The organism is Pseudonocardia sp. MH-G8 (assembly GCF_002262885.1).
In the GTDB taxonomy this organism is placed as follows: domain Bacteria; phylum Actinomycetota; class Actinomycetes; order Mycobacteriales; family Pseudonocardiaceae; genus Pseudonocardia.
Genome location: NZ_NKYF01000003.1, coordinates 135,528 through 155,696, shown reverse-complemented (window position 1 = coordinate 155,696; position 20,169 = coordinate 135,528). Strand labels below are relative to the sequence as shown.

Annotated in this window: 20 protein-coding genes; 1 reads left to right on the top strand and 19 read right to left on the bottom strand. The window is 73.0% G+C overall.

From position 1 onward, the window contains the following. Position 1 precedes the first annotated feature (1 nt). The 8 genes from CFP66_RS10530 to CFP66_RS10495 are packed head-to-tail and all read right to left on the bottom strand — an operon-like array spanning position 2 to position 7,903. Positions 2-976 (bottom strand): tripartite tricarboxylate transporter substrate binding protein, encoded by a 975-nt coding sequence (locus CFP66_RS10530; protein WP_094922628.1) that lies wholly within the window; start codon positions 974-976, stop codon positions 2-4. Next, entirely contained in the window at positions 976-1,935 is a 960-nt protein-coding gene (locus tag CFP66_RS10525; RefSeq protein WP_094922627.1) for a tripartite tricarboxylate transporter substrate binding protein, read from the bottom strand. Before CFP66_RS10525 ends, CFP66_RS10530 begins: the two co-directional genes overlap by 1 nt. Then, positions 1,932-2,576 carry a 3-oxoacid CoA-transferase subunit B gene (locus CFP66_RS10520; protein ID WP_094923080.1) on the bottom strand — a complete coding sequence of 215 codons (645 nt, stop codon included), beginning with the start codon at positions 2,574-2,576 and terminating at the stop codon, positions 1,932-1,934. Before CFP66_RS10520 ends, CFP66_RS10525 begins: the two co-directional genes overlap by 4 nt. 17 nt (positions 2,577-2,593) lie before the next feature. Next, on the bottom strand, positions 2,594-3,253 hold the full coding sequence (locus CFP66_RS10515) for a 3-oxoacid CoA-transferase subunit A (RefSeq protein WP_094922625.1): 660 nt from the start codon (positions 3,251-3,253) through the stop codon (positions 2,594-2,596). Next, positions 3,250-4,881 (bottom strand): thiamine pyrophosphate-binding protein, encoded by a 1,632-nt coding sequence (locus CFP66_RS10510; protein WP_094923078.1) that lies wholly within the window; start codon positions 4,879-4,881, stop codon positions 3,250-3,252. The genes CFP66_RS10515 and CFP66_RS10510 overlap by 4 nt, the downstream gene beginning before the upstream one ends. A gap of 4 nt (positions 4,882-4,885) precedes the next feature. Then, on the bottom strand, positions 4,886-5,851 hold the full coding sequence (locus tag CFP66_RS10505) for a tripartite tricarboxylate transporter substrate binding protein (protein ID WP_094922623.1): 966 nt from the start codon (positions 5,849-5,851) through the stop codon (positions 4,886-4,888). Next, positions 5,848-7,407, bottom strand: a complete 1,560-nt coding sequence (locus tag CFP66_RS10500) for a tripartite tricarboxylate transporter permease (RefSeq protein ID WP_198961365.1) — start codon at positions 7,405-7,407, stop codon at positions 5,848-5,850. The genes CFP66_RS10505 and CFP66_RS10500 overlap by 4 nt, the downstream gene beginning before the upstream one ends. Continuing rightward, positions 7,400-7,903, bottom strand: coding sequence for a tripartite tricarboxylate transporter TctB family protein (locus CFP66_RS10495; RefSeq protein WP_198961364.1), 504 nt, complete (start codon positions 7,901-7,903; stop codon positions 7,400-7,402). Before CFP66_RS10495 ends, CFP66_RS10500 begins: the two co-directional genes overlap by 8 nt. Before the next feature lie 91 nt (positions 7,904-7,994). On the opposite strand from CFP66_RS10495, the gene CFP66_RS10490 reads away from it, so the two are divergent. Continuing rightward, entirely contained in the window at positions 7,995-8,915 is a 921-nt protein-coding gene (locus CFP66_RS10490) for a LysR substrate-binding domain-containing protein (protein WP_094922620.1), read from the top strand. Here the strand turns inward: CFP66_RS10490 and CFP66_RS10485 are convergent. The 11 genes from CFP66_RS10485 to CFP66_RS10435 form a co-directional block, all read right to left on the bottom strand. Beyond that, a complete protein-coding gene (locus CFP66_RS10485) occupies positions 8,878-9,396 on the bottom strand; it encodes a hypothetical protein (RefSeq protein ID WP_094922618.1) in 519 nt (172 codons plus the stop codon). The genes CFP66_RS10490 and CFP66_RS10485 overlap by 38 nt on opposite strands. Before the next feature lie 139 nt (positions 9,397-9,535). Further along, complete coding sequence (locus CFP66_RS10480; protein WP_094922617.1) at positions 9,536-10,366, bottom strand: DUF559 domain-containing protein; 831 nt, start codon at positions 10,364-10,366, stop codon at positions 9,536-9,538. Between the two features lie 101 nt (positions 10,367-10,467). Further along, entirely contained in the window at positions 10,468-11,319 is an 852-nt protein-coding gene (locus CFP66_RS10475) for a sugar phosphate isomerase/epimerase (RefSeq protein WP_094922615.1), read from the bottom strand. Then, positions 11,316-12,101, bottom strand: a complete 786-nt coding sequence (locus CFP66_RS10470) for a class II aldolase/adducin family protein (protein WP_094922614.1) — start codon at positions 12,099-12,101, stop codon at positions 11,316-11,318. The genes CFP66_RS10475 and CFP66_RS10470 overlap by 4 nt, the downstream gene beginning before the upstream one ends. Next, positions 12,098-13,171 carry an ABC transporter permease gene (locus tag CFP66_RS10465; protein WP_094922612.1) on the bottom strand — a complete coding sequence of 358 codons (1,074 nt, stop codon included), beginning with the start codon at positions 13,169-13,171 and terminating at the stop codon, positions 12,098-12,100. Before CFP66_RS10465 ends, CFP66_RS10470 begins: the two co-directional genes overlap by 4 nt. Continuing rightward, the gene (locus CFP66_RS10460) at positions 13,168-14,166 is read right to left on the bottom strand and encodes an ABC transporter permease (RefSeq protein WP_198961363.1); all 999 of its coding nucleotides are present in this window, start codon (positions 14,164-14,166) and stop codon (positions 13,168-13,170) included. The genes CFP66_RS10465 and CFP66_RS10460 overlap by 4 nt, the downstream gene beginning before the upstream one ends. Continuing rightward, positions 14,163-15,665 carry a sugar ABC transporter ATP-binding protein gene (locus CFP66_RS10455; protein WP_198961362.1) on the bottom strand — a complete coding sequence of 501 codons (1,503 nt, stop codon included), beginning with the start codon at positions 15,663-15,665 and terminating at the stop codon, positions 14,163-14,165. The genes CFP66_RS10460 and CFP66_RS10455 overlap by 4 nt, the downstream gene beginning before the upstream one ends. A 29-nt stretch (positions 15,666-15,694) precedes the next feature. Beyond that, entirely contained in the window at positions 15,695-16,720 is a 1,026-nt protein-coding gene (locus tag CFP66_RS10450) for an autoinducer 2 ABC transporter substrate-binding protein (protein ID WP_094922609.1), read from the bottom strand. A 26-nt stretch (positions 16,721-16,746) separates the two neighbouring features. Continuing rightward, positions 16,747-17,550 (bottom strand): DeoR/GlpR family DNA-binding transcription regulator, encoded by an 804-nt coding sequence (locus tag CFP66_RS10445; RefSeq protein ID WP_158228060.1) that lies wholly within the window; start codon positions 17,548-17,550, stop codon positions 16,747-16,749. A 139-nt stretch (positions 17,551-17,689) separates the two neighbouring features. Then, the gene (locus CFP66_RS10440) at positions 17,690-19,687 is read right to left on the bottom strand and encodes a TRAP transporter fused permease subunit (protein WP_094922606.1); all 1,998 of its coding nucleotides are present in this window, start codon (positions 19,685-19,687) and stop codon (positions 17,690-17,692) included. Beyond that, positions 19,684-20,160 (bottom strand): hypothetical protein, encoded by a 477-nt coding sequence (locus CFP66_RS10435; RefSeq protein WP_094922605.1) that lies wholly within the window; start codon positions 20,158-20,160, stop codon positions 19,684-19,686. The genes CFP66_RS10440 and CFP66_RS10435 overlap by 4 nt, the downstream gene beginning before the upstream one ends. Positions 20,161-20,169: the final 9 nt, after the last annotated feature.

Here is a 20,169-nt window from a genome sequence, read left to right as displayed (position 1 = left end):
GTCAACCACCCCGGAGTTCCTGGGCCACCGGCCCGTACACGGTCACGATCTCGTCGAGCCGCTGGCGGAACGCGGCGGCGCCGACGAACTCGTCGGGCACGTAGGCCTCGTCGAGCTGCGCGCGGACCGCCGGGTCCTCCAGGCCCTCCCGCATCGCCTGCTCCAGCCGCGTCACGATCTCCGGCGGGGTGCCGACCGGGGCGCCGAGCCCGAACAGCGACGTGCTGTAGGTGAGCCCGGGGAAGCCCAGCTCGGCGAGCGTCGGGACGTCGGGCAGGTAGTCGACGCGCTGGGCGGGGCTGATCGCGAGCGCGCGGAAGTCACCGGCGTCGACCTGCGCGCGGATGTCCTGCGAGACGTTCACCAGCACCGCGTCGACGGCGCCGCCCAGCACGGCCTGGATCAGCTCGGCGTTGCCGTTGAACGGCACGACCGTGACCTGCACGCCGTACTCGCCCGCCAGCCGCCGCAGCTCGATGGCCTGCGAGGTGGTCGCCCCCGGGGTGCCGACGGTCAGCTCGCCCGGGCGCTGCCGGGCCGCGTCGAAGAACGCGGCGGCGTCGGCGAACTCCGAGCCGCCGGGCACCGCGAGCACCGACGGCACCTCGGTGATCACGCCGATCGTCACGAACGACCGGGCGTCGTAGGGCACGTCCTGGATCATCGGCGTCACGACCGTGGACGGCGCGGCCACGAGCGTCAGCGTGTGCCCGTCGGGCTCGCTGGCCACGAGCTCGTTCATCGCGACGGACCCGGCCGCGCCGGGGACGTTCTCCACGATGACCGGCTGGCCCAGCGCCTTCTCCAGGTGCGCGCCCATCGTGCGGGCGGCGAGGTCGGTCGGCCCGCCCGCGGTGTAGGGGACGATCACCGTGATCTCGTCGGTGGGGTACTCCTCCGGGGTGTCCGCCGCCTGCCCGGAGCAGGACAACGTCAGGGCGGCTGCCGCGGCGAAGCCGGCCCACGCTCGTCTCATCAGGACCCTCCCAGGATCGGTTCGTAGACCGCGCGCGTCTCGTCGAGGACCGCCCGCATCTCGGCGGCCCCCCGGAACTCGGGGCCCAGGTAGCGCTCGCCGACGGTGGCCACGACGTCCGGGTCGGCGTGGCCGCGGCGCAGGGCGTCCTCGAGCCGCGTGACGACGGGCTCCGGCAGCCCCGCGGGGCCGGCCAGCCCGAACGTCGAGCCGGAGAGCGTGAGGCCGGCGAACCCGGCGTCCACCAGCGTCGGCGTGCCGGCCAGCCAGTCGAGCGGCTCGGCGGTGGAGACCGCGAGCGGGCGGAACTCGCCCGCGTCGATGTTCTCGGTGACGTCCTGCGACGCGTTGATCAGGACCGCGTCGACGTTGCGGCCGAGCAGCGCGGTGGTCATCTCGGCGTTGCCGTTGAACGGCACCACCGTGACCTCCACGCCGTGCTCGTCGCGCAGCCGCTGCAGCTCGATGCCCTGCGGGGTCGTCGCGCCGGGGGTGCCGACGGTGAGCGCACCCGGGCGGGCGCGGGCGTCGGCCACGAACGCCGCGAGGTCCGGGTACGGCGAGTCCGCGGCAACCGCGAGCACCGAGGGCACCTCGGAGAGCACGCCGACCGGCGTGACGTCCTCAGCGGTGTAGCCCACCTCGTTGACCAGCGGCGTCAGCACCGTGGTGCCCGCGGTGATCAGCGAGAGCGTGTACCCGTCCGGCTCGGCCTGGATCAGCTCCTGGGTGGCGAGCGCGCCCGAGCCGCCCGGGAGGTTCTCCACGACCACCGGCTGGCCCAGGTCGCGTTCCAGGAACTCCCCGTACGCCCGCGCGGTGAGGTCGGTGGGCCCGCCGGCGGCGTAGGGCACGAGCAGCCGGATCTCCTCGGCGGGGAACTCGGCAGGCTGATCCGGCTGCTGACCGGCGCACCCGGCCAGCAACACCAGCCCGGCCAGGAGGGCGAAGGCTCTCATGGTTGCTCCCCGAGAAGGATGAGGTCGGGCGCGAACTGTAGCGGCGCGGCGGTCTTCGCCTGCAGCTCGTCGCGGGAGACGCCCTCGACCAGCTCGCGGACGACGAACCCCTCGGGCGTCACGTCGAGCACGGCCAGGTCGGTGTAGACGCGGTCGACGACCCCGGCGGCGGTGAGCGGGTAGGTGCAGGCCGGCAGCAGCTTCGGCCTCCCGTCCTTGGTCGTGTGCGCGGTCATCACCAGCACGCGGCGGGCGCCGACGGCGAGGTCCATCGCCCCGCCGACCGCGGGGGGCATCGTGGCCTCGTCGGTGGCCCAGTTGGCGAGGTCGCCGTTCGCCCCCACCTGGAAGGCGCCGAGCACCGTGATGTCGAGGTGGCCGCCGCGCATCATCACGAACGCGTCGGTGTGGTGGAAGTAGGCGCCGCCGGGCAGCAGCGTCACCAGCTGCTTGCCCGCGTTGATCAGCTCCGGGTCGCCGGTGCCGGGCTCCGGCGCCGGTCCCATCCCGAGCACCCCGTTCTCGCTGTGGTAGACGATCTCGCGGTCCGGCGGCGCCACGTCGGCCACGAGCGTCGGCATCCCGATCCCGAGGTTGACGTAGCTCCCGTCCGGGATGTCGCGTGCCACCCGGGCGGCCATCTGCTGCGGGCTGAGCTTCACGCGATCACCACCCGGTCCACGAAGATCCCCGGTGTCACGACGGCCTCCGGGTCCAGGTCCCCGAGCTCGACGAACTCGCGCACCTGCACCGCCGTCAACGTCGCGGCGGTGGCCATCACCGGGCCGAAGTTGCGGGCAACCGAGTGGTAGACGAGGTTGCCCCAGCGGTCCGCGCGGGCCGCCTTGATCAGTGCGACGTCGGCCTTCAGGGGCTCCTCGAACACGTGCCTGCGTCCGTCGATCACGCGGACCTCCTTGCCCTGGGCGAGCGGCGAGTCCGCCCCGGCCGGGGTGAAGAAGCCACCGAGGCCGGCGCCTGCGGCCCGCATCCGCTCGCTGAGCGTGCCCTGGGGCACCAGCTCCAGCTCGATCTCGCCGGCCCGCCAGAACTTCTCGAACCAGATCGAGCCCGCCGACCGAGGGTAGGAGCAGATGATCTTGCGAACGCGGCCTTCCCGGATCAGCGCGGCGATGTCGGTCTCGCCGGTGCCCGCGTTGTTGGTGACGATCGTGAGCTCCCTGGGACCCAGCTCCAGCACCGCGTGCACGAGCTCGACCGGCACCCCGGAGTTGCCGAAGCCGCCCACGAGCACGGTGTCGCCGTCGCGCACCCCGGCGACGGCCTCGGCCGGCGAGCCCACCCGCTTGTCGATCATCGGGCCGCCCGGTACCAGCGCGGCGACGTCGACGGTGGCGGCGTGAGCGCGGCCCGCACCGCGACGAGCGACGGGCCGTCGACCTCCAGGCTCTTGGTCAGCGCGACGTCGAACTCCTCGCCGAACCCGTTCACGCCCACAGCCGGCACGCCGAACGCCGCGGCCAGCGCGGTGAAGTCGGGGGTGACGAGGTCGACGCCGCGGGTCGGCACCCCGTCCTGCACCTGGTCGAAGCGCAGCATCCCGTAGCCGCCGTCGTCGACGAGCACGACGGTCAGCGGCAGCCGCTCCTGCACCGCGGTGGCCAGCTCGCCGCACGCGAAGAGGAACCCGCCGTCGCCGACGATGGCGACCGCCCGGCCGGTGCCGGTGGCCGCCGCCCCGAGTGCGGCGGGGAACGCGAACCCGAGCGTGCCCCAGCCCATCGGGTACGCCAGGCGTCGCGGCCCGGGCACGCGGTGGAAGCCGGCCACCCAGTAGCCGGCGATGCACATGTCCGCGAGCACCGTGGCGTCGCGCGGCAGCAGCCGGTCGAACGCGTCGAGCAGCAGCGCGGCCTGCGGTTCCTCCTCGCGGACCAGGGTCTGCACGTGCGCGCGCAGCGACGCGGTCTGCACCGACAGCACGTCCAGCCCGTCCCGGGCCGGCACCGCGTCGGCCAGCCGCTCGGTGACGCTGCGCGCGTCGCCCACGAGGACGTGGTCGGGTCGGTAGTTCTTCGCGGCGTCCGCGGCGTCGACGTTGATCGCCAGCAGGGCGGGCGGCTGCGGCATCCGCCAGTTCTGGGTGGTCATCCCGTCGAGGTCGCTGCCGATCGCGATCACGAGATCGGCCTCGTCCCACAGCGCCCCGACGGCGGGGACGTGGGTGGTGGCCGGTGCCAGGCACGGGTGGTCGGGCGGCAGCACGCCGCGGCCGTTGTAGGTCGTGACGACGGGCGCGGCGAGCCGCTGCGCCAGCCGGCCGACCGCGTCGCCGGCACCGGCGCGCAAGGCCCCGCCACCGACCCAGAGCAGCGGCCGCTCCGCGCGCTCGACCAGCGCGAGCGCGGCGTCGAGGTCCGCGTCCGGGAGCTCCGGCGGGCCGTCCGGCGCGGGAGTGCGCTCGGTGACCGGTGCGGAGAGCAGGTCGGTCGGGATCCCCAGGTAGACCGGCCCGGTGGGCGCCCGCAACGCCTCCCGCCCGGCACGCAGGACGTCGGCGTGCAGGTCGTCGGCGGACGCGGTGGTCGTGGCCGCTTTCGTCACCGGCGCGAACATGGCGGCCTGGTCGCGCGTCTCGTGCAGCACGCCGCGGTAGACGCCGGGCCGCCGCAGCGTCGACGGGATGTCGGTGGCGATCACCAGGACCGGCGCGCCGGAGGTCATGGCCTCGCCGGTGGCGCCGAGCGTGTTGGCCGCACCCGGGCCGGTGGTCACGACGGCCACGCCGAGCCGCCCCGTCGCGCGCGCGTACCCGTCGGCGGCGTAGGCCGCGGCCTGCTCGTGCCGCACGCCGACGAGCCGGATGCCGGCGTGGGCGCACGCCTCCCACACGGGGAGGTTGTGCACGCCGGGCAGCCCGAACGCCAGCTCGACACCCAGCTCGCGCAGCGCGTCGACCAGCGCGTTGGCTCCGTTCGCCGGCATGTTGTCAGCCACTCGCCACTCCCTTGAAGGTCTCTTCGGTCTCGGTGAACAGCGCCGCGAGGTCGGCCGCGCCGAGGAACTGCTCGGGCACGTAGCGCTCGTCGAGCCCTTGCCGGGTCTCCGGGTCGGCCGAGGCGGCGCGCATCGCCTCCTCGAGCCGGGCGATCACCGGCTGCGGCGTGCCGGCCGGGGCGATCACGCCGAACGTGGTGGTGCTCTGGGTGATCTCCGCGTAGCCCTGCTCCACGAACGTCGGGCCGTCCAGGTACGGCAGCCGGTTCTCGGTGCCCACCGCGAGCACGCGCAGCTGCCCCGACTCGATCGCGGGGAGCATGTCCTGCGAGACGTTCACGAACCCGGCCACGACGTTGCCGCCCAGCAGCGCTCCGAGCACCTCCTGGTTGCCGTTGAACGGCACGACGGTGAGCGGCACCCCGTGGACCTGGGTGATGCGGCGCGTCTCCGCGGCGTGGGTGTTGGTGGCGCCCGGCGTGCCCACGCTGACGAGCGTGGGATCGGTGCGCGCTGCCGCGAACAGCGACTCGAGGTCGGCGTAGGGGGACGCGGCCGGGACCACGATCGCCGACGGCACCTGCGTGATCACACCGACCGGTGCGAAGTCCTCACGCGTGTAGCCGACGTCGTTGGTGAGGTAGTTGAGCACCGCCGTCGGCAGCGCCGTCATCGAGATCGTGTAGCCGTCGGGGTCGGCGGAGAGCAGCTCCTGGTAGGCCGTCGAGCCGGAGGCGCCGGGCAGGTTCTCCACCACGACCGTCTGGCCCAGTGAGCCCTCCATGAAGCGGCCGAGCGAGCGGGCGGCGATGTCGGTGGGCCCGCCCGCGGTGTACGGGACGATCAGCCGGATCTGCTCGGACGGGAACGCCTCCGGTTCCTCGGAACCCTGCCCGCCGCAGGCGGCGAGCAGTAGGGCCGCGGCGAGCGTGGCGGCGAGCAGGCGTAGGCGGTTCATCGGTCTCCCTCGGCGGGCGCGAGTTCGTCGTCGGTGGGGGTGGTGGGGGCGTCGTGCCGGTGCAGCACGCGAGCGCGGCGGCGGGCGGTCACGATGCTGACCACGACGATCAACGCCATGAGGGCGAGCAGCCCGCCCGAGATCGGACGCGTGACGAACACGTCCAGGCTGCCGCCGGAGATCAGCATCGACTGCCGGAACGCCCGCTCGAGGATCGGCCCGAGCACGAACGCCAGCACGAGCGGCCCGGGTTCGAACCCCGTCTTCTTCATCAGCCAGCCCAGCAGGCCGAACGCGAGGACGACCCACATGTCGGTGGCGTCGTTGTTGATCGAGAAGACGCCGGCCATCGTCACGAGCAGGGCGAACGCGGCGAGGATCCCGGCGCGCACGCGCAGGATCTGCACGAACACCCCGACCAGCGGGATGTTGAGCACCAGCAGCATGAGGTTGCCGACGAACATCGACGCGATCACGCCCCAGAAGATCTCCGGGTGCTGGTCGATGAGCTGCGGCCCCGGGGTGATGCCCTGCACCAGCAGCGCCCCGAAGATCAGCGCGAGCACGACGTTGGCGGGGATGCCGAGGGTGAGCAGCGGGATGAACGCCGAGGTCGACGAGGCGTTGTTGGCCGTCTCCGGGCCCGCCACGCCCTGGATGGCGCCGCGGCCGAACCGGCTCGGGTCCTTCGCGCGCCGCTTCTCCAGCGCGTAGGAGGCGAGCGAGGAGACCACCCCGCCACCGCCCGGCAGCACCCCGATCAGGAAGCCGAGCACGCTGCCGCGCCCGATCGCCCCGGCCGACTCGCGCACGTCCTTCCGGCTCGGCCAGATGTGCTTGATCTTCTGCGTGACGGCCTGGACCTTCTCCGTGCGCTCGAGGCTGTGCAGGATCTCGCCGACCCCGAACAGCCCCATCGCGACGGCCACGAAGTCGAACCCGTCGAACAGCGCCACCTGCCCGAACGTGTAACGGGTCGTCCCGGCGATCGGGTCCTGCCCGACGGTGGCCAGCAGCAGGCCGAGCGCCGCCATGCTCAGGCTCTTCAGCGCGGAGCCCGTGCCGAGGTAGGTCACCAGCAGGATGCCCAGCGCGGTCAGCGCCACGTACTCCGGCGGCCCGAACGACACGGCCAGCGCGGCCAGCGGGGGCGCGAGCAGCGCGAGCCCGACGACCGCGAGCACGCCGCCGACGAACGACCCGATCGCGGCGATCCCCAGCGCGGGCCCGGCGCGGCCCTGCTTGGCCATCTCGTAGCCGTCGAACGTGGTGACGACCGACGCCGCCTCGCCGGGCAGCCGCAGCAGCACCGAGGTGATCGTGCCGCCGTACATCGAGCCGTAGTAGATGCCGGCCAGCAGGATCACGGCCGTGTGCGGCTCGATCTCGTAGGTCAGTGGCAGCAGCAGCGCGATCGTCGCCGTCGGTCCGAGCCCCGGCAGCACGCCGATGATCGTGCCGATGAGCACGCCGACGAAGACGTAGAGGATGTTGACGGGGTCCAGTGCGACGGCGAACCCCTGCGCGATCCCGTCCAGGATGCCCACGTCAGCCACCCACCAGACCGGCGACGACGTCGTCCGGGAACGGGACGCCCAGCGCCTGGTCGAACAGCAGGTACAGGCCCAGCGACCCGGCGAGGGCCAGCCCGAGCGCCCAGCGCCACGACTCGCGGCCGAAGACCCGCAGCCAGAGCAGCAGCATCAGGAACGCCGGGAGCAGGAAGCCGATCGCCTCGAACGCCACCACGAAGACCGCCAGCCCGGCGATCCCGCCCGCGATGCGTGCGGTGCCGCCCGTCCAGGGCTCGTAGTCCTCGGGGTCGTCGATCACCACCAGGACCAGCGCCGTGCCGGTGAGCAGCAGCGCGACGACGAAGGGCCACAACCCGGGGCCCGGAGCGGTGAGCTCGCCCAGCGAGAGCCCGACCGCGCCGACGATCGCGCCCACCCCGACGGCGAGCACGAGCAGCGGCCCGATCCGGTGCAACTGCCCTCGAACTGTGCGCGACTGCGCCATCGGCACCTCTCCCTTGAGGCCGAACGTGTGCACGGACAGTAGGCAGTGCGGGCTCTTCCGGTCCAATACAAGATGGCGGCACGACTGAGACGAGACGCGTCTCTATCCCGGATCGGAGCTGATCATGGAGCTGCGGCACCTGCGCGCCTTCGTCGCGGTGGCGGAGGAGCTGCACTTCGGGCGGGCCGCGGCTCGGCTGCACATCGCGCAACCCCCGTTCAGCCAGCAGATCAAGCACCTGGAGCGCGATCTGGGCGTCCAGCTGCTGGAACGCACCACCCGTCAGGTCCGGCTCACCAACGCCGGTGCGGTCTTCCTCGAGCACGCCCGCCGGGTCCTCACCGAGGCCGACCGGGCCCGTGAGTCGGTGCTGCTCACCGAGCAGGGCGAGCGCGGCGAGATCCGCGTGGGCCTCACCGGCGCGACGACCTGGCGATTGCTGCCGCGGATGACCCGGGCCTACCGCGCGCGCTACCCGCTGGTCCGCCTCGAGCTGCACCCCTCGGTGTTCAGCGGCGCGCAGATCAGCGCGTTGCTCGACGGCGGCATCGACGTCGGGTTGCTGCGGGCGCCCGTGCCCGCGTCGCTCGAGAGCCGCGCCCTGCTCGACGAGGACCTGGTGGCCGTGCTCCCGGACGAGCACCCGCTCGCCGCCCGGACATCGGTGCCGCTGGTCGAGCTGGCCGAGGAGAACTTCGTCAGCTACCCCGACCGGCAGGGCTCCCACCTGCGCGACACCGCGGTGCGCGGCTGCGCGTCCGTCGGGTTCTGGCCGCGGGTGGTGCAGGAGGCCCAGGACACCTACACCGTGGTGGCCCTCGTTGCCGCCGCCGTGGGCGTTGCCCTGCTGCCGGCCTCGGCCGAGTGGCTGCACTTCGAGGGCGTCGCCTTCCGCCCGGTGACCGGTGCGGACCTGCAGGTGCCGGTGGCGCTGTGCTGGCGGCCCGGGAACGAGTCCCCGGTGCTGGCCGGCTTCCTCGCGGTGGCGGCCGATACCTTCCCGCAGCTCAGCCCCGGCACCGGCGCCGGTAGTAGGCCACGGTGACCGCGGCGAGGAGCGGCGCCCACAGCAGCAGCGGCGCGTAGCAGGCGACCATGAGCAGCCTCCAGCCCTCGTGGGCGAAGTGGAAGTCGCCCAGGTGTGGGAAGTCGCGGAAGGCGAACGCCCAGATCAGCTGCAGCGCCACGGCCCCCAGCGCCGCGGGCACCACGGCGGCGAGCGGCGGCACCCGGCGGCCACCCAGCAGCGGGACCCAGCCGGGCACCCGCTCACCCCACGGCTGGACGAGCCCGAGCGTCAGCAGTGCCACGCCTTCGGTCACCAGGCTGAGCGCCACGAAGTAGTACGGCTCCCACCACTGCAGGTGCACGCCGACCACCCCCATCGGGAAGCCGAACGAGAGCGGGATCCGCCACAGCGCGGACGGCAGGGTGGTGAGCGGGACGAGGTGCGCGGCCACGACAGCCCACCGCGGAACGGGCCGCCCGTCCCGGTGGTGAGCGGGAACCACGGCTGGCAGTGTCATCCGACCAGCCTCACGGCCCCCGGCCCGGCGGCCCTCCCGCGCGCGGGGGATCTCCACCCCACCGGCGAGGGAAGATCTCAAGTATCGGATCATGAGACGTGGAGGCCGCGGCGGCGCAGCTCGGACTCCACCGCGCGGGCTACCAGGTCCGGACGCCGGTGAACGATGCCCGCGTCGAGCGGAGGATCAGCCAGCCGAGTGCGACGAGGGCGGCCTCGCGCTCGAGGTCGCGGCGTGCGCGGTCCTTCCGGCGGTGGTCCTCGCCGTCGTACTCGATCGCGAGCTTCACCTCGGGGTAGGCCAGATCGAGCCGGCGCACCTTGCCACCCGCCTGAACCTCGAACTGGAGGGTCGGCAGCGGCAGCCCGGCGGCCAACAACGCCATCCGGATGCGCGTCTCCATCGGCGATTCCGCGAGGTCGGTGGCGTGGCGAAGGACGGCGGTCAGGTGTCGCGCACCCCATGCGCCGGGGTGCGTCAGCCGCAGCCGGACGAGGTCGTCGAGCGCAATGCCGCGCTTGTACGCCAGCACGTCCACCGCCACGACCTTCTCGACGAGGGACGACACCCAGCGGGCGAGGTCGAACGCGGTGCGGGCGGCGTTCGTGACCGCGCAGCCGTCGACGTCGGTCGTTTCCGTCGGGTCGACGAGATCACGGTGCACGCGCAGGCTGGGGTACCGGTAGCTCTGCCCACCGGGACGCAGCATCAACACCTCGGCCGGGGCGTCCGCCGGGCCGCAGGACGCGTCGAGCAGTTCGGCGGCCGAGTAGCCGGCGAGCACTCCGCGCCCCTCGACCAGGACGGCCGCGGCCACGGAACGCAGCACGAGGGTCGGTTCGAGGTGCGCGGGAGCGTAGACGTCGGGGAAGAGTTTCTGGAACCGTGGCCCGCGCAGCTCACCCCAGGTCAACAACCCGGCAGCGACGGCAGTGGACCCGCGGAACGGCCGGGCGAGATCGATGGACATGCCCGGCACTGACGATGCCGGGCTGCCTACGGTTCCATGATCTCGACTATCGGTTGTCCATTGCTGTGATCACAACAATGAGCAACCGATACTCGGGATCTTCAGCCGGTGAGCGCGTCCGTGATGAAGCGACGGGCGTGCGTCGCCAGGTCCATCCCGTCGCTCCACAGGTCGCGCCAGACCGCCAACCGGTCCGACAGGTCCGCCGACACCACCGCCCGTGAGAACGACTCGAACGTCACGGGTCCGGAGTAGCCCGTGTCGCGCAGTGCCCCGAAGAACGCGGGGAAGTCGATCGTGCCGGTGCCCAGGTAGCCGCGGTGGGACTCGCCGATGTGCACGTAGCCCAACCGTGAGCCGGCCTCGCGGACGGGGGAGACGAAGTCGGTCTCCTCGATGTTGGCGTGGTAGACGTCCAGGTGGACCACGACGTTCGGCTCGCCGACCTCGTCGATCACGGCCAGGGCGTCGGCCACGGTGTTGATCGCGTTCGACTCGTAGCGGTTCACCGGCTCCAGCCCCACGGTGACGCCGTGGCCGGCGGCTTCGCGGGCGAGGGTGCGCAGGCCGGCGATCATGTTCTCGCGCCCGCGCGGATCGAGCGGGCGGTCGTACTTGGCCAGGGCGGAGAAGACGGCGCCGCCCAGGTAGTCACCGCCGATCCCGGTGACGACGGCCAGGGCGTCCGCGAGCCGGGCCTGCCCCCGGGCGACCACGTCCGGGTCGGGGGAGGAGATGTCGGCGTCCAGGTCGAGGCCCAGCGAGCAGACCCCGCGGACGCCGTGCCCGGCGAGCACCGCCTTCGTGTGCGGGATGTCGATCGAGGCGGGGTCCAGCGCCGGGATCTCGAGGATGTCGTAGCCGGCCTCGCGGGTGCTGCGCACGGCGTGCTCGCACTCCTCGTGCGACCAGCCACCGGCCCAGACGAGCGCGTGGATGCCGAGCGGGTTCATGTGCGGGTGCCTCCCAGTAGCGTGCGGCGAGCTGCCTCGTCGGGACGTCCGGCGAGCTCGCGGGCGTGATCGATCCCCAGCGGGGCGGGTGTGCCGGCGCCGAGCGCCACCGCGCGGACCCGCGCGGCCTTCACCGCCATCGTCGTGATCGTCTCGACCTCGGCCGCGCTGGCGCCGAGCGCGACGATGCCGTGGTTGCCGAGCAGGACCAGGCGCGGTGGGGCGCCGTCGCGGTCGAGCCGCTCGCGCACGGCGGCGTGCACACCCGCGCCGAGCGCGATGCCCGGCGCGGCGTAGGGCACCCACACCGGCTCGCCGAGCACCACGGCCTCGTCCGGGAAGAGCGGCGCCTCCCACAGCTCCCGTGCCTCCGACACGGCCAGCAGCCCGACGATCGCCGTCGGGTGCGTGTGCGCCACCCAGTCGGCGCCGGCGGCCAGGGCGACGACGTGCACGAGCGTCTCGATCGACGCCCTGTGTCTGATTGCCTCCGTCCGCTCACGCACGGGAACGGCCGACAGCAGCCGCGACAGCGTCTCCTGGTCGGTGCCGCCGCGCTCCAGCACCTCGACCAGCTCCGGCAGGTCTCCGACGACGAAGTCGCCCGCCTCGGCGAGGTCCATCCGCGACCCGCTGGCCTTCACCGCGAACCGGTCGCCGGGCAGCCGGACCGAGGTGTTGCCCTCGGCGAGGACCACGAGGTCGGCCGCCGGGTCGCCGAGGCGGCGGGTGAGCGCCACCAGCTCCGCCGGCACGTCGGCCGGCTGGTGCGTGAACGTCACGACAACCTCCCGTACCGACGCAACGCGAGCGTGTTGAGCAGCGCGGACAGTACGAGCACCAGCCCGAGCGCGAGCAGCTGGTAGCGGCTGCCCGCGGAGCCCTCGGGGAACGCCAGCAGCATCCCGGCGTTGAGCCACGTGACCAGCAGCGCCGCCACGAGCACCCCGCCGACGCGCCCGATGCCGCCCTGGATGGCGACCCCGCCCAGCACCGCCACCGTGATCGCGGGCAGTGCCATCCCGTTGCCGACGATGCCGGCGTCGGGCCGGGCGGACGCGAACTGGGCCACCGTCACCACGGCGACCACGCCCGAGAGCAGCCCGGACACCACGAACGCGGTGAACCGGGTGCGTGCCACCGGCTGCGTCGCGTACGCGGCGGCGACGTCGTTGGTGCCCACCGCGTACAGCGACCGACCGTAGGTCGAGCGCGAGACCACCACCCAGGCCAGCACCGCGCAGGGCAGCAGGATCGTGAACACGTGCAGCGGGACCGGGGGGAGCAGCGGGAGCCGGACGTTGCTGGTGAGCGAGTGCAGGTCGACGACCGGCGGTGTGGAGATGGGTGCGTTCGCGTTGCTGACCAGCGCCAGCGAGCTGTACGCGTAGTACGTCGCGAGCGTCGCGATCAGCGCCGGGAACCGCAGGTAGGCCACCAGCGCCCCGTTGACGGCGCCGAGCAGGCCGCCCACGGCGACGCAGCCGACGATCGCGGGCAGCAGCGGCCACCCCCAGACCCCGACCATCAACCCGAACGCCATCCCGGCCAGCGACACGATGGCCCCGACCGAGAGGTCGATGCCGCCGCGACCGGACACGATGACGAACAGCTCCGCGATCGCCAACAGCGCGAACGGCACCATCGACTCGAGCGCGTTGCCGAGGTAGCCCACGTCGTAGGGGGCGACGAGGTAGCCGCCCGCGCCGAGCACGCGGAACCACACGACCACGACGACGAGCAGCACCGCGAGCAGCACCACCCGCTCGGTCAACGCGATCCGCAGTACCCGCGCGGCGAGGCTCTCACCGCGATCCGCGGCGGGAGCAGGGGCTGTCTGTGTCTCGGTCATCGCGCGCTCCTCCGCCGCTCGCGCAGCAGGTCGACGCCGACCGCCACGAGGATGAACACGCCGATGAACAGCTGCGCGAGCTCGGTGGGCCAGCTCAGCAGCGTGACGGCGTTGGAGACGGTGCCGACCAGCAGCGCGCCGAGCAGGGTGCCCAGCACGGTGCCGCGGCCGCCGATGATGCTCGTGCCCCCGATCACGACGGCGGCGATCACCTCCAGCTCCAGGCCGGTACCCACGTTCTGCTGCACCAGCCCGCCGCTGCCGATCAGCACGCACGCCGCGAGCCCGACGCACGCGCCGGTGAGGACGTACGCGCTGATCTGGCGCCGCCGCACCCGCACGCCGGCCAGGCGCGCGGCGAACGCGTCACCACCCACCGCGTAGAGGTGCCGGCCGGTGGCCCAGAGCCGCATGTAGCACCACATGGCGGCGGCCAGGACCAGCGTGAGCCACCAGGCGGTGGGCACGCCCAGCAGCCTGGCCTCCGTGCCGCCGCCGAGCACGCCCAGCGTGTCGGGCACGCCTGCCACCTGCTCGCTGCCGAAGATCTGCAGCGCGACGAACCGGTAGATGTTGAGCGTGCCGAACGTGACGATGATCGGGTGGATGCCGCCGTAGGCCACGATCAGCCCGTTGACGAGGCCCAGCACCAGCCCGGTGACGACGGCGACGGCCACTGCGGGCAGGAAGGCGAGCCCGGCGTCGCGCAGGAGCAGCGCGACCACCACCATCACCACGGCCGCCTGGCTGCCCACCGAGACGTCGATCCCGGCGGTGACGATCACGGCCGTCATGCCGATCCCGACCAGCGCGATCGGCGCCACCGTGAACAGGACGTTCGCCACGTTGCCCGTGGTGAGGAACGTGTCCGTGGCGAGCGAGAGCACGATCCACAGCAGCCCTGTCACGCCGATGAGCGCGAGCTCCTGACCTTCGATCGCGCGCACCCGCAGCCTGCGGCGGGCCGCGGGCGGGGCCGCGGTCGTGGTGGTCACCGGTGCACCTCCTGCACGTCGGGCTCCACCGGTTGCCCGCCGTCGTCGCCCGCCGCCGCCGCGAGCACCTCGGCCTGGCCCGCGCCGCGCGGGAACTCCCGCACCACGCTGCCCTTGCGGACCACCAGCACGCGGTCGGCGAGCTGCAGCACCTCCGCGAGATCGGTCGAGATGACGAGAACGGCGCTGCCGCCGTCGGCGAGCTCCAGCACCAGCCGGTGGATCTCCTCCTTCGCGCCCACGTCGACGCCCTGGGTGGGCTCCTCCAGGACCAGCACCCGGGGGGCGCGCACGAGCTGGCGGGCGAGCACGACCTTCTGCTGGTTGCCCCCGGACAGCGCGCCGACCGCGGTGCCCACGTCGGGAGCCTTGATCGAGATCCGGCGCAGGAAATCCTGCGCGATGGACTTCTCACGCCCGCGGTCGAACCAGAACCCGAGCTTCGCGAGGTGCTTCAGGTGGGCGCTGGAGATGTTGAAGGCGATCGACTTGTTCGCGAACACGCCCTGCTGCTTGCGGTTGCCGGGCAGCATCGCGACGCCGGCCGCCGCGGCGTCGCCCGGCGACTGCAGCCGGACGCGCCGCCCGTCGACGTGCACGCTGCCCTCGTCGGCGGGATCCACGCCGTAGAGCGCGCGGGCGATCGCACCGGTGCCCGAGCCCACCAGCCCGTAGAGCGCGACGACCTCGGCCGGGCGCACCGCCAGGTCCAGGCCGGCGAACGCGCCGCCGCGCCCGAGCCCGGCCACGGCCAGCACCGGGTCACCCGCCGGCGCCGGCCGGTCGGCGGTGGCGGCGCCCAGCTCGTGACCGACCATCAGCTCCGCCACCTGCCGCACGGACAGTGCCCCGGTCGGCTCGGTGGCCACGACCTCGCCGTCGCGCAGCACGGTGACGCGGTCGCTGATCTGCGCCAGCTCGTCGAGCCGGTGGGAGATGTAGACGATGCCGACGCCGGCGTCGCGCAGGTTGCGCACGACGCCGAACAGCACGTCGATCTCCCGATCGGTGAGGATCGCCGACGGCTCGTCGAGGATCAGGATCTTCGCCGAGTGCGCGAACGACTTGGCGATGGAGACGAGCTGCTGCTCGGCCACGGGCAGGTCGGCGATGCGGACGTCGCCCATGCCCGGGTCCAGGCCGATCTGCGCCAACAGCTCGCCGACCCGGGTGCGCTGGGCCGCCCAGTCCACCCGCCCCCGCGCCCGCAGCTCCCGGCCGAGGAACACGTTCTCGGCCACCGTGAGCTCGCCGAACAGGTGCGGCTCCTGGTAGACGGTGGCGATCCCCGACTCCATGGCCGCCTGCGTGCTGCCGCCGGACAGCGGGGTGCCGTCGATCTCCACCGTGCCCTCGTCCGCGACCTCGGCGCCGGAGACGATCTTGATCAGGGTCGACTTGCCCGCGCCGTTCTCGCCGACGAGGGCGTGCACCTCGCCGGCGAGAACGTCGAGGTCCACGCCGCGCAGCGCACGCACCCCGCCGTAGCGCTTCTGCACGCCCCGCAGCGAAAGCAGTGCGCGAGCCATCAGTACTGGTACTGGTCGACGTTGTCCGTGGTGATCCGCAGCGGGTCGCCGAGCAGCAGCTCCTTGCTCGCCTCGTCCCACGCGACGGCGGGCAGCTCCGCGTTCACCTCGTTCGTCGGCTGGAACGGGGTGCCGGAGGCCAGCTGCAGGCCCGCCCACGCGGTCAGGTAGCCCAGCTGCTCGACGTCCCACAGGATCGCCGCGGACGACGAGCCGTTCTCCAGGTACTGCTTCATCGACTGCGGCGTGCCCAGCCCGACGGTGAAGACCTGCCCGATCTTCCCGGCCTCGGTGACGGCCTTGGCCACCGCAGGCGCCGACGCGGTGCACTCGCCGACGAGCCCCGTCAGGTCCGGGTGGGCGTTCATCAGGTCCTTCGCCATCGCGACGCCCTGCGCCTCGTCCTCGCCCGCGTACACGACGTCGACGATCTCCGCGCCCGGGTACTTCTCCGCGGTCACCTGGCGCTGGACCTCGATCCAGGAGTTGAGGTTCGCGGCGGTCTGGCCGCAGGACACGATCGCGTACTTGCCCGATCCGCCCATCGCCTCGAGCAGCGAGTCGGTGAGCGCCGTCCCGACGCCTTCCGGCGAGGCCTGGTTCACGAACGCCTCGCGCACCGAGTTCGGGGCGTCGGTGTCGGCGGTCATCACCTTGATGCCGGCGTCGGCGGCCTCCTGCAGCACCGGGGCCATCGAGTCGGGGTCGTTCGGCGCGACCACGAGGACGTCCACCCGCTGCTGGATCAGGGAGTTGACGATCTCGGTCTGCGCGCCCGGGTCCGCCGTCGAGGCGCCCCGGTAGATCCACTCGATGCCCAGCTCCTGAGCGGCCTTCTGCCCGCCCGTGTTCATCGCCTCGAAGTAGGGGATGCCCTGCAGCTTGGGCACGAACGCGACGCTGACCTGGTCCTCGCCGCCTCCCTCCCCGCCCCCTCCGCCGGGGTTCTGCTGCGTGCAGCCCGCGAGGGCCAGTACTCCCGCCGCGGCCACGGCGAGCGCCGCGGTGATGCGCCTGTTGAGCATCGTCGCTCCTTCCTCTGCGCCTGTGGTCAGGCGGACGTTCCGGTCGTGGTGTGCGCGTGGGCGACGGGCACCCGGTGGACGGCCACGCCCACCTCGGCGAAGCCCGCGAGCGCGTCGGGATCGGCGCCCTCGTCCGTGTAGAGAGCGGTGATCCGCTGGGACGGCGCGAAGCTGTGCAGGGCGAAGCGGCCGACCTTGGAGGAGTCGAAGAGCGCGTACACCTCGTTGCAGGCCGCGGCCAGCCGGCGCTTGACGGTGGTCTCCTCGACCGTGAGCTCCATGAGCCCGTGCTCGCGCGAGAGCCCGCGGACGCCGAAGAACCCCATCGCGAGCCGGCCCCGGCTCCCGACGAAGTCGCCGAAATCGCCCACCACCGACCACGACGAGCGCCGCAGCGTGCCGCCGGGCAGCACGACGGTGACGCCGGAGTCGCTGAGCAGTTCGGCCGCGCGCAGGCCGTTGGTGACGACGATGAGGTTGCGCCGGCCGCGCAACTCCTGAGCGAGGTGGTAGCAGGTGGTGCTGCAGTCCAGGGCGATCGCGGCACCGTCGGGCACGAGCGCGGCGGCGGCGCGCGCGATGGCCGCCTTCGCCTGGGTGCCGTGGCGCAGCCGCATCTCGAAGGCGCCTTCGTCGGCCCCGTCGGCCGACACGGCGCCCCCGCGCACGCGGGCGAGCAGTTGCCGGCGCTCGAGCACCTCGAGGTCCTTGCGGATGGTCACGGCGGTGACGCCGAAGCGGTGCACGAGGTCGGCCACGCTCACCCGGCCGTCGACGTCGAGCAGGCGCAGCACCTGCTGCTGGCGCTCGTGCTCCGCGATGCCCGCCACCCGGCCCCACCTCTCCACCGGGTGACCGCAGTCACCCCGGCGATGACCTTAGGAAACAGGGCCTGAACCGTCAACGAGCGACTACGAAAGCGCCGTCGTTCGACTTTCGCTCGGTAGCGCTTCGCTTTCCTTCGCCGGGTCAGCCGCCTGCGGTGGCGGCCCGCGCCCTGCGGCGGCGCAGCAGGTGGACCAGCACGCCGGCCACGGCGGCCCCGATCCCGATCCCGATCGCGATCGGGGCCATCACCAGCAGGGCGATGGCGGCGACGCCGAACAGCACGCGTTCCGGCACGCCCGCCGGGCCCACCAGCCAGGCGCCGGTGACCACCGCCAGCGAGGCGACGGCGGCGGCCGCCGTGAGCGTCGCGACCACGACCGTGCCGACGCCGCCCGAGAGCAGCAGGCCCACGCCCTGCGGGGAGAGCACCACGACGAACGGCACGAGGAACGCCGGGAGCGTGTACTTCCAGGTGAGCCACATGGTGCGCACGGGCTTGCCGCCGGTGATCGCCGAGGCGGCGAACGGGGAGAGCGCCGTCGGCGGGGACACCTCCGACAGCACCGCGTAGTAGAAGATGAACATCGCGGCGGCGAATGCGGGCACCCCGACGTCCTGCAGGGCGGGCCCGATGATCACCCACGAGATGATGAAGCTCGCCGTCACCGGCACCGCGAGCCCGAGCAGGGTCACCGCGATCGCGGAGAACACCGCCGTCAGTGCCAGGTTGCCGCCCGCCAGCGTCACGATGATCCCGGCGAGCTTGAGCCCGAGGCCGGTGAGCGTCATGACGCCGACGATGATCCCGGCCGCCGCCATCACCGGGATGATCGAGAGCGCGCCGCTCGCGCCCGCCGCGAGCGCGTCGAAGACGCGGCGCGGGGTCATCCGGCAACTGCGGTCGAGGAAGCTCAGCACGAACGCGAGCACGGTGGCGTAGACGACGGCGCGGAACGGCGTCAGCCCCAGCGTCATGAACACGACGATCGCGGCCAGCGAGCTGAAGTGGTAGCCGAAGCGCAGCAGCAGCGCGCCCGCGGGCCGGACGTCCAGGTCGATCGCGTGGGTGCGGTAGCGCCGGGCGTCCATCTCGACGGCCAGGATGATCCCGAGGTAGTAGAGCAGCGTGGGGATCGTCGCCCAGATCAGCACCTGCAGGTAGGAGACGCTCAGCAGCTCCGCGATGATGAACGCCGCCGCGCCGAGCGTGGGCGGGGACAGGATCGCGCCGATGCCCGCGGCCGCCAGCACCGCGCCGCCGTTCTCCTTCGGGTAGCCGGCCTTGCGCAGCAGCGGCCAGGTCACCCCGCCGAGCGTCACCGTGGTGGCCACGCCGGATCCGGACACCGTGCCGAGCAGGAACCCGGCCAGCGTGACGGTCCGGCCCGGGCCGGCGCCGGACTGCCCGAACGCGGCGAACGCCAGGTCGATGAAGAACCGTGTGGCCCCCGACGCCGTCAGCACCGCGCCGTAGACCGTGAACAGGATGATGTAGGTGGCCGCGACGTCCATCGGCACGCCGAACAGGCCCTGGGTGCCCATGACGTTGTGCCCGACCAGCCGCTCCCAGTCGTAGCTCGACGTGGCGAACATCCCCGGGACGTACGACCCGAAGGCGGCGTAGCCGAGGAAGGCGACCACCACCAGCGGCACCAGCAGGCCCACGGTGCGCCGCGCGGCCTCGAGCGTCAGCACGATGGCGAGGGTGCCCATCACGAGGTCGAGGTCGGTGGGCACGACGGCCCGGCGGAAGAACGAGTCCCAGTCGGCCACGATGTAGGCGAACGGGACGATCGACGCCACCGCCAGCGCCCAGTCGAGCACGTGCGGGTTGTCCGCGCGCCCGTCGGTGCGGGCCGGCTGCGAGCGGCCCCAGCCGCGGTAGACCATGAACGTCAGTGCCAGCCCGAGCCCCAGGAACGAGGGCAGGTACTGCTGCGCGGGCATCGGGTTGAACACCCAGTACAGCCCGTACAGCGACAGCACCGCCCCGAGCACGTGCACGACCCGCAGCGGGATCCCGGAGAGTCGGCGTGCCGGCTTCTCCGTCTCGTACTCGGCGAGCAGCGCCTCCTCGTCGAACGTCGCATCGCCGGGAGGGTCGGCGCGGGCCTCGTCGCCGTCGGGTCGTGCGGTCATCGGCTCTCCTCGACGTCGAGAACGACGGTGACCCCCGACGCGCCGGTCAGCGGCGGCAGGGGCACCGGCGGGTGACCGGGGACGTGCAGGGTGCGCTCGCCGAGCGCGGTGGCGGCGATGGAGAGGTCGCCGAACACCGGGTGCTGCGCCGGCTGGGCGACCCAGTTGCGCCGGTCGCCGTCCGGCGCCGCATCCACCGGGCCCGGCACGGCGTAGTACTCCTCGAGCACCGCGAGCTGGTCGGCGGCCAGCTGGACGAGCCGGAACCCGCCGTCGTCCTGCACCCGGTAGCGCTCCTCGGCGAGCGTGCCGTAGAGCGAGTTGCGGTAGCTCACCGCGAACGCGCCGCCGGGCGCCGGCACGCGCGTGAGCAGCGCACCGCCGGCGTCGCGCACGGTGACGGCCGGGCCCGACGCCGCGCAGCCCGCGGTGAGCAGGCCCGCAGCGAATACGGCGACGGCCAGTGCTCGCACGGCAGGTGC

Excerpts from the sequence above, each read along its gene's own strand:
- CFP66_RS10515 (WP_094922625.1), bottom strand. The coding sequence starts at position 3,253 with ATGATCGACAAGCGGGTGGGCTCGCCGGCCGAGGCCGTCGCCGGGGTG.
- CFP66_RS10450 (WP_094922609.1), bottom strand. The coding sequence starts at position 16,720 with ATGCTCAACAGGCGCATCACCGCGGCGCTCGCCGTGGCCGCGGCGGGA.
- CFP66_RS10530 (WP_094922628.1), bottom strand. The coding sequence starts at position 976 with ATGAGACGAGCGTGGGCCGGCTTCGCCGCGGCAGCCGCCCTGACGTTG.
- CFP66_RS10480 (WP_094922617.1), bottom strand. The coding sequence starts at position 10,366 with ATGTCCATCGATCTCGCCCGGCCGTTCCGCGGGTCCACTGCCGTCGCT.
- CFP66_RS10465 (WP_094922612.1), bottom strand. The coding sequence starts at position 13,171 with ATGACCGAGACACAGACAGCCCCTGCTCCCGCCGCGGATCGCGGTGAG.
- CFP66_RS10490 (WP_094922620.1), top strand. The coding sequence starts at position 7,995 with ATGGAGCTGCGGCACCTGCGCGCCTTCGTCGCGGTGGCGGAGGAGCTG.
- CFP66_RS10520 (WP_094923080.1), bottom strand. The coding sequence starts at position 2,576 with ATGGCCGCCCGGGTGGCACGCGACATCCCGGACGGGAGCTACGTCAAC.
- CFP66_RS10510 (WP_094923078.1), bottom strand. The coding sequence starts at position 4,881 with ATGCCGGCGAACGGAGCCAACGCGCTGGTCGACGCGCTGCGCGAGCTG.
- CFP66_RS10485 (WP_094922618.1), bottom strand. The coding sequence starts at position 9,396 with ATGACACTGCCAGCCGTGGTTCCCGCTCACCACCGGGACGGGCGGCCC.
- CFP66_RS10505 (WP_094922623.1), bottom strand. The coding sequence starts at position 5,851 with ATGAACCGCCTACGCCTGCTCGCCGCCACGCTCGCCGCGGCCCTACTG.
- CFP66_RS10440 (WP_094922606.1), bottom strand. The coding sequence starts at position 19,687 with ATGACCGCACGACCCGACGGCGACGAGGCCCGCGCCGACCCTCCCGGC.
- CFP66_RS10525 (WP_094922627.1), bottom strand. The coding sequence starts at position 1,935 with ATGAGAGCCTTCGCCCTCCTGGCCGGGCTGGTGTTGCTGGCCGGGTGC.
- CFP66_RS10475 (WP_094922615.1), bottom strand. The coding sequence starts at position 11,319 with ATGAACCCGCTCGGCATCCACGCGCTCGTCTGGGCCGGTGGCTGGTCG.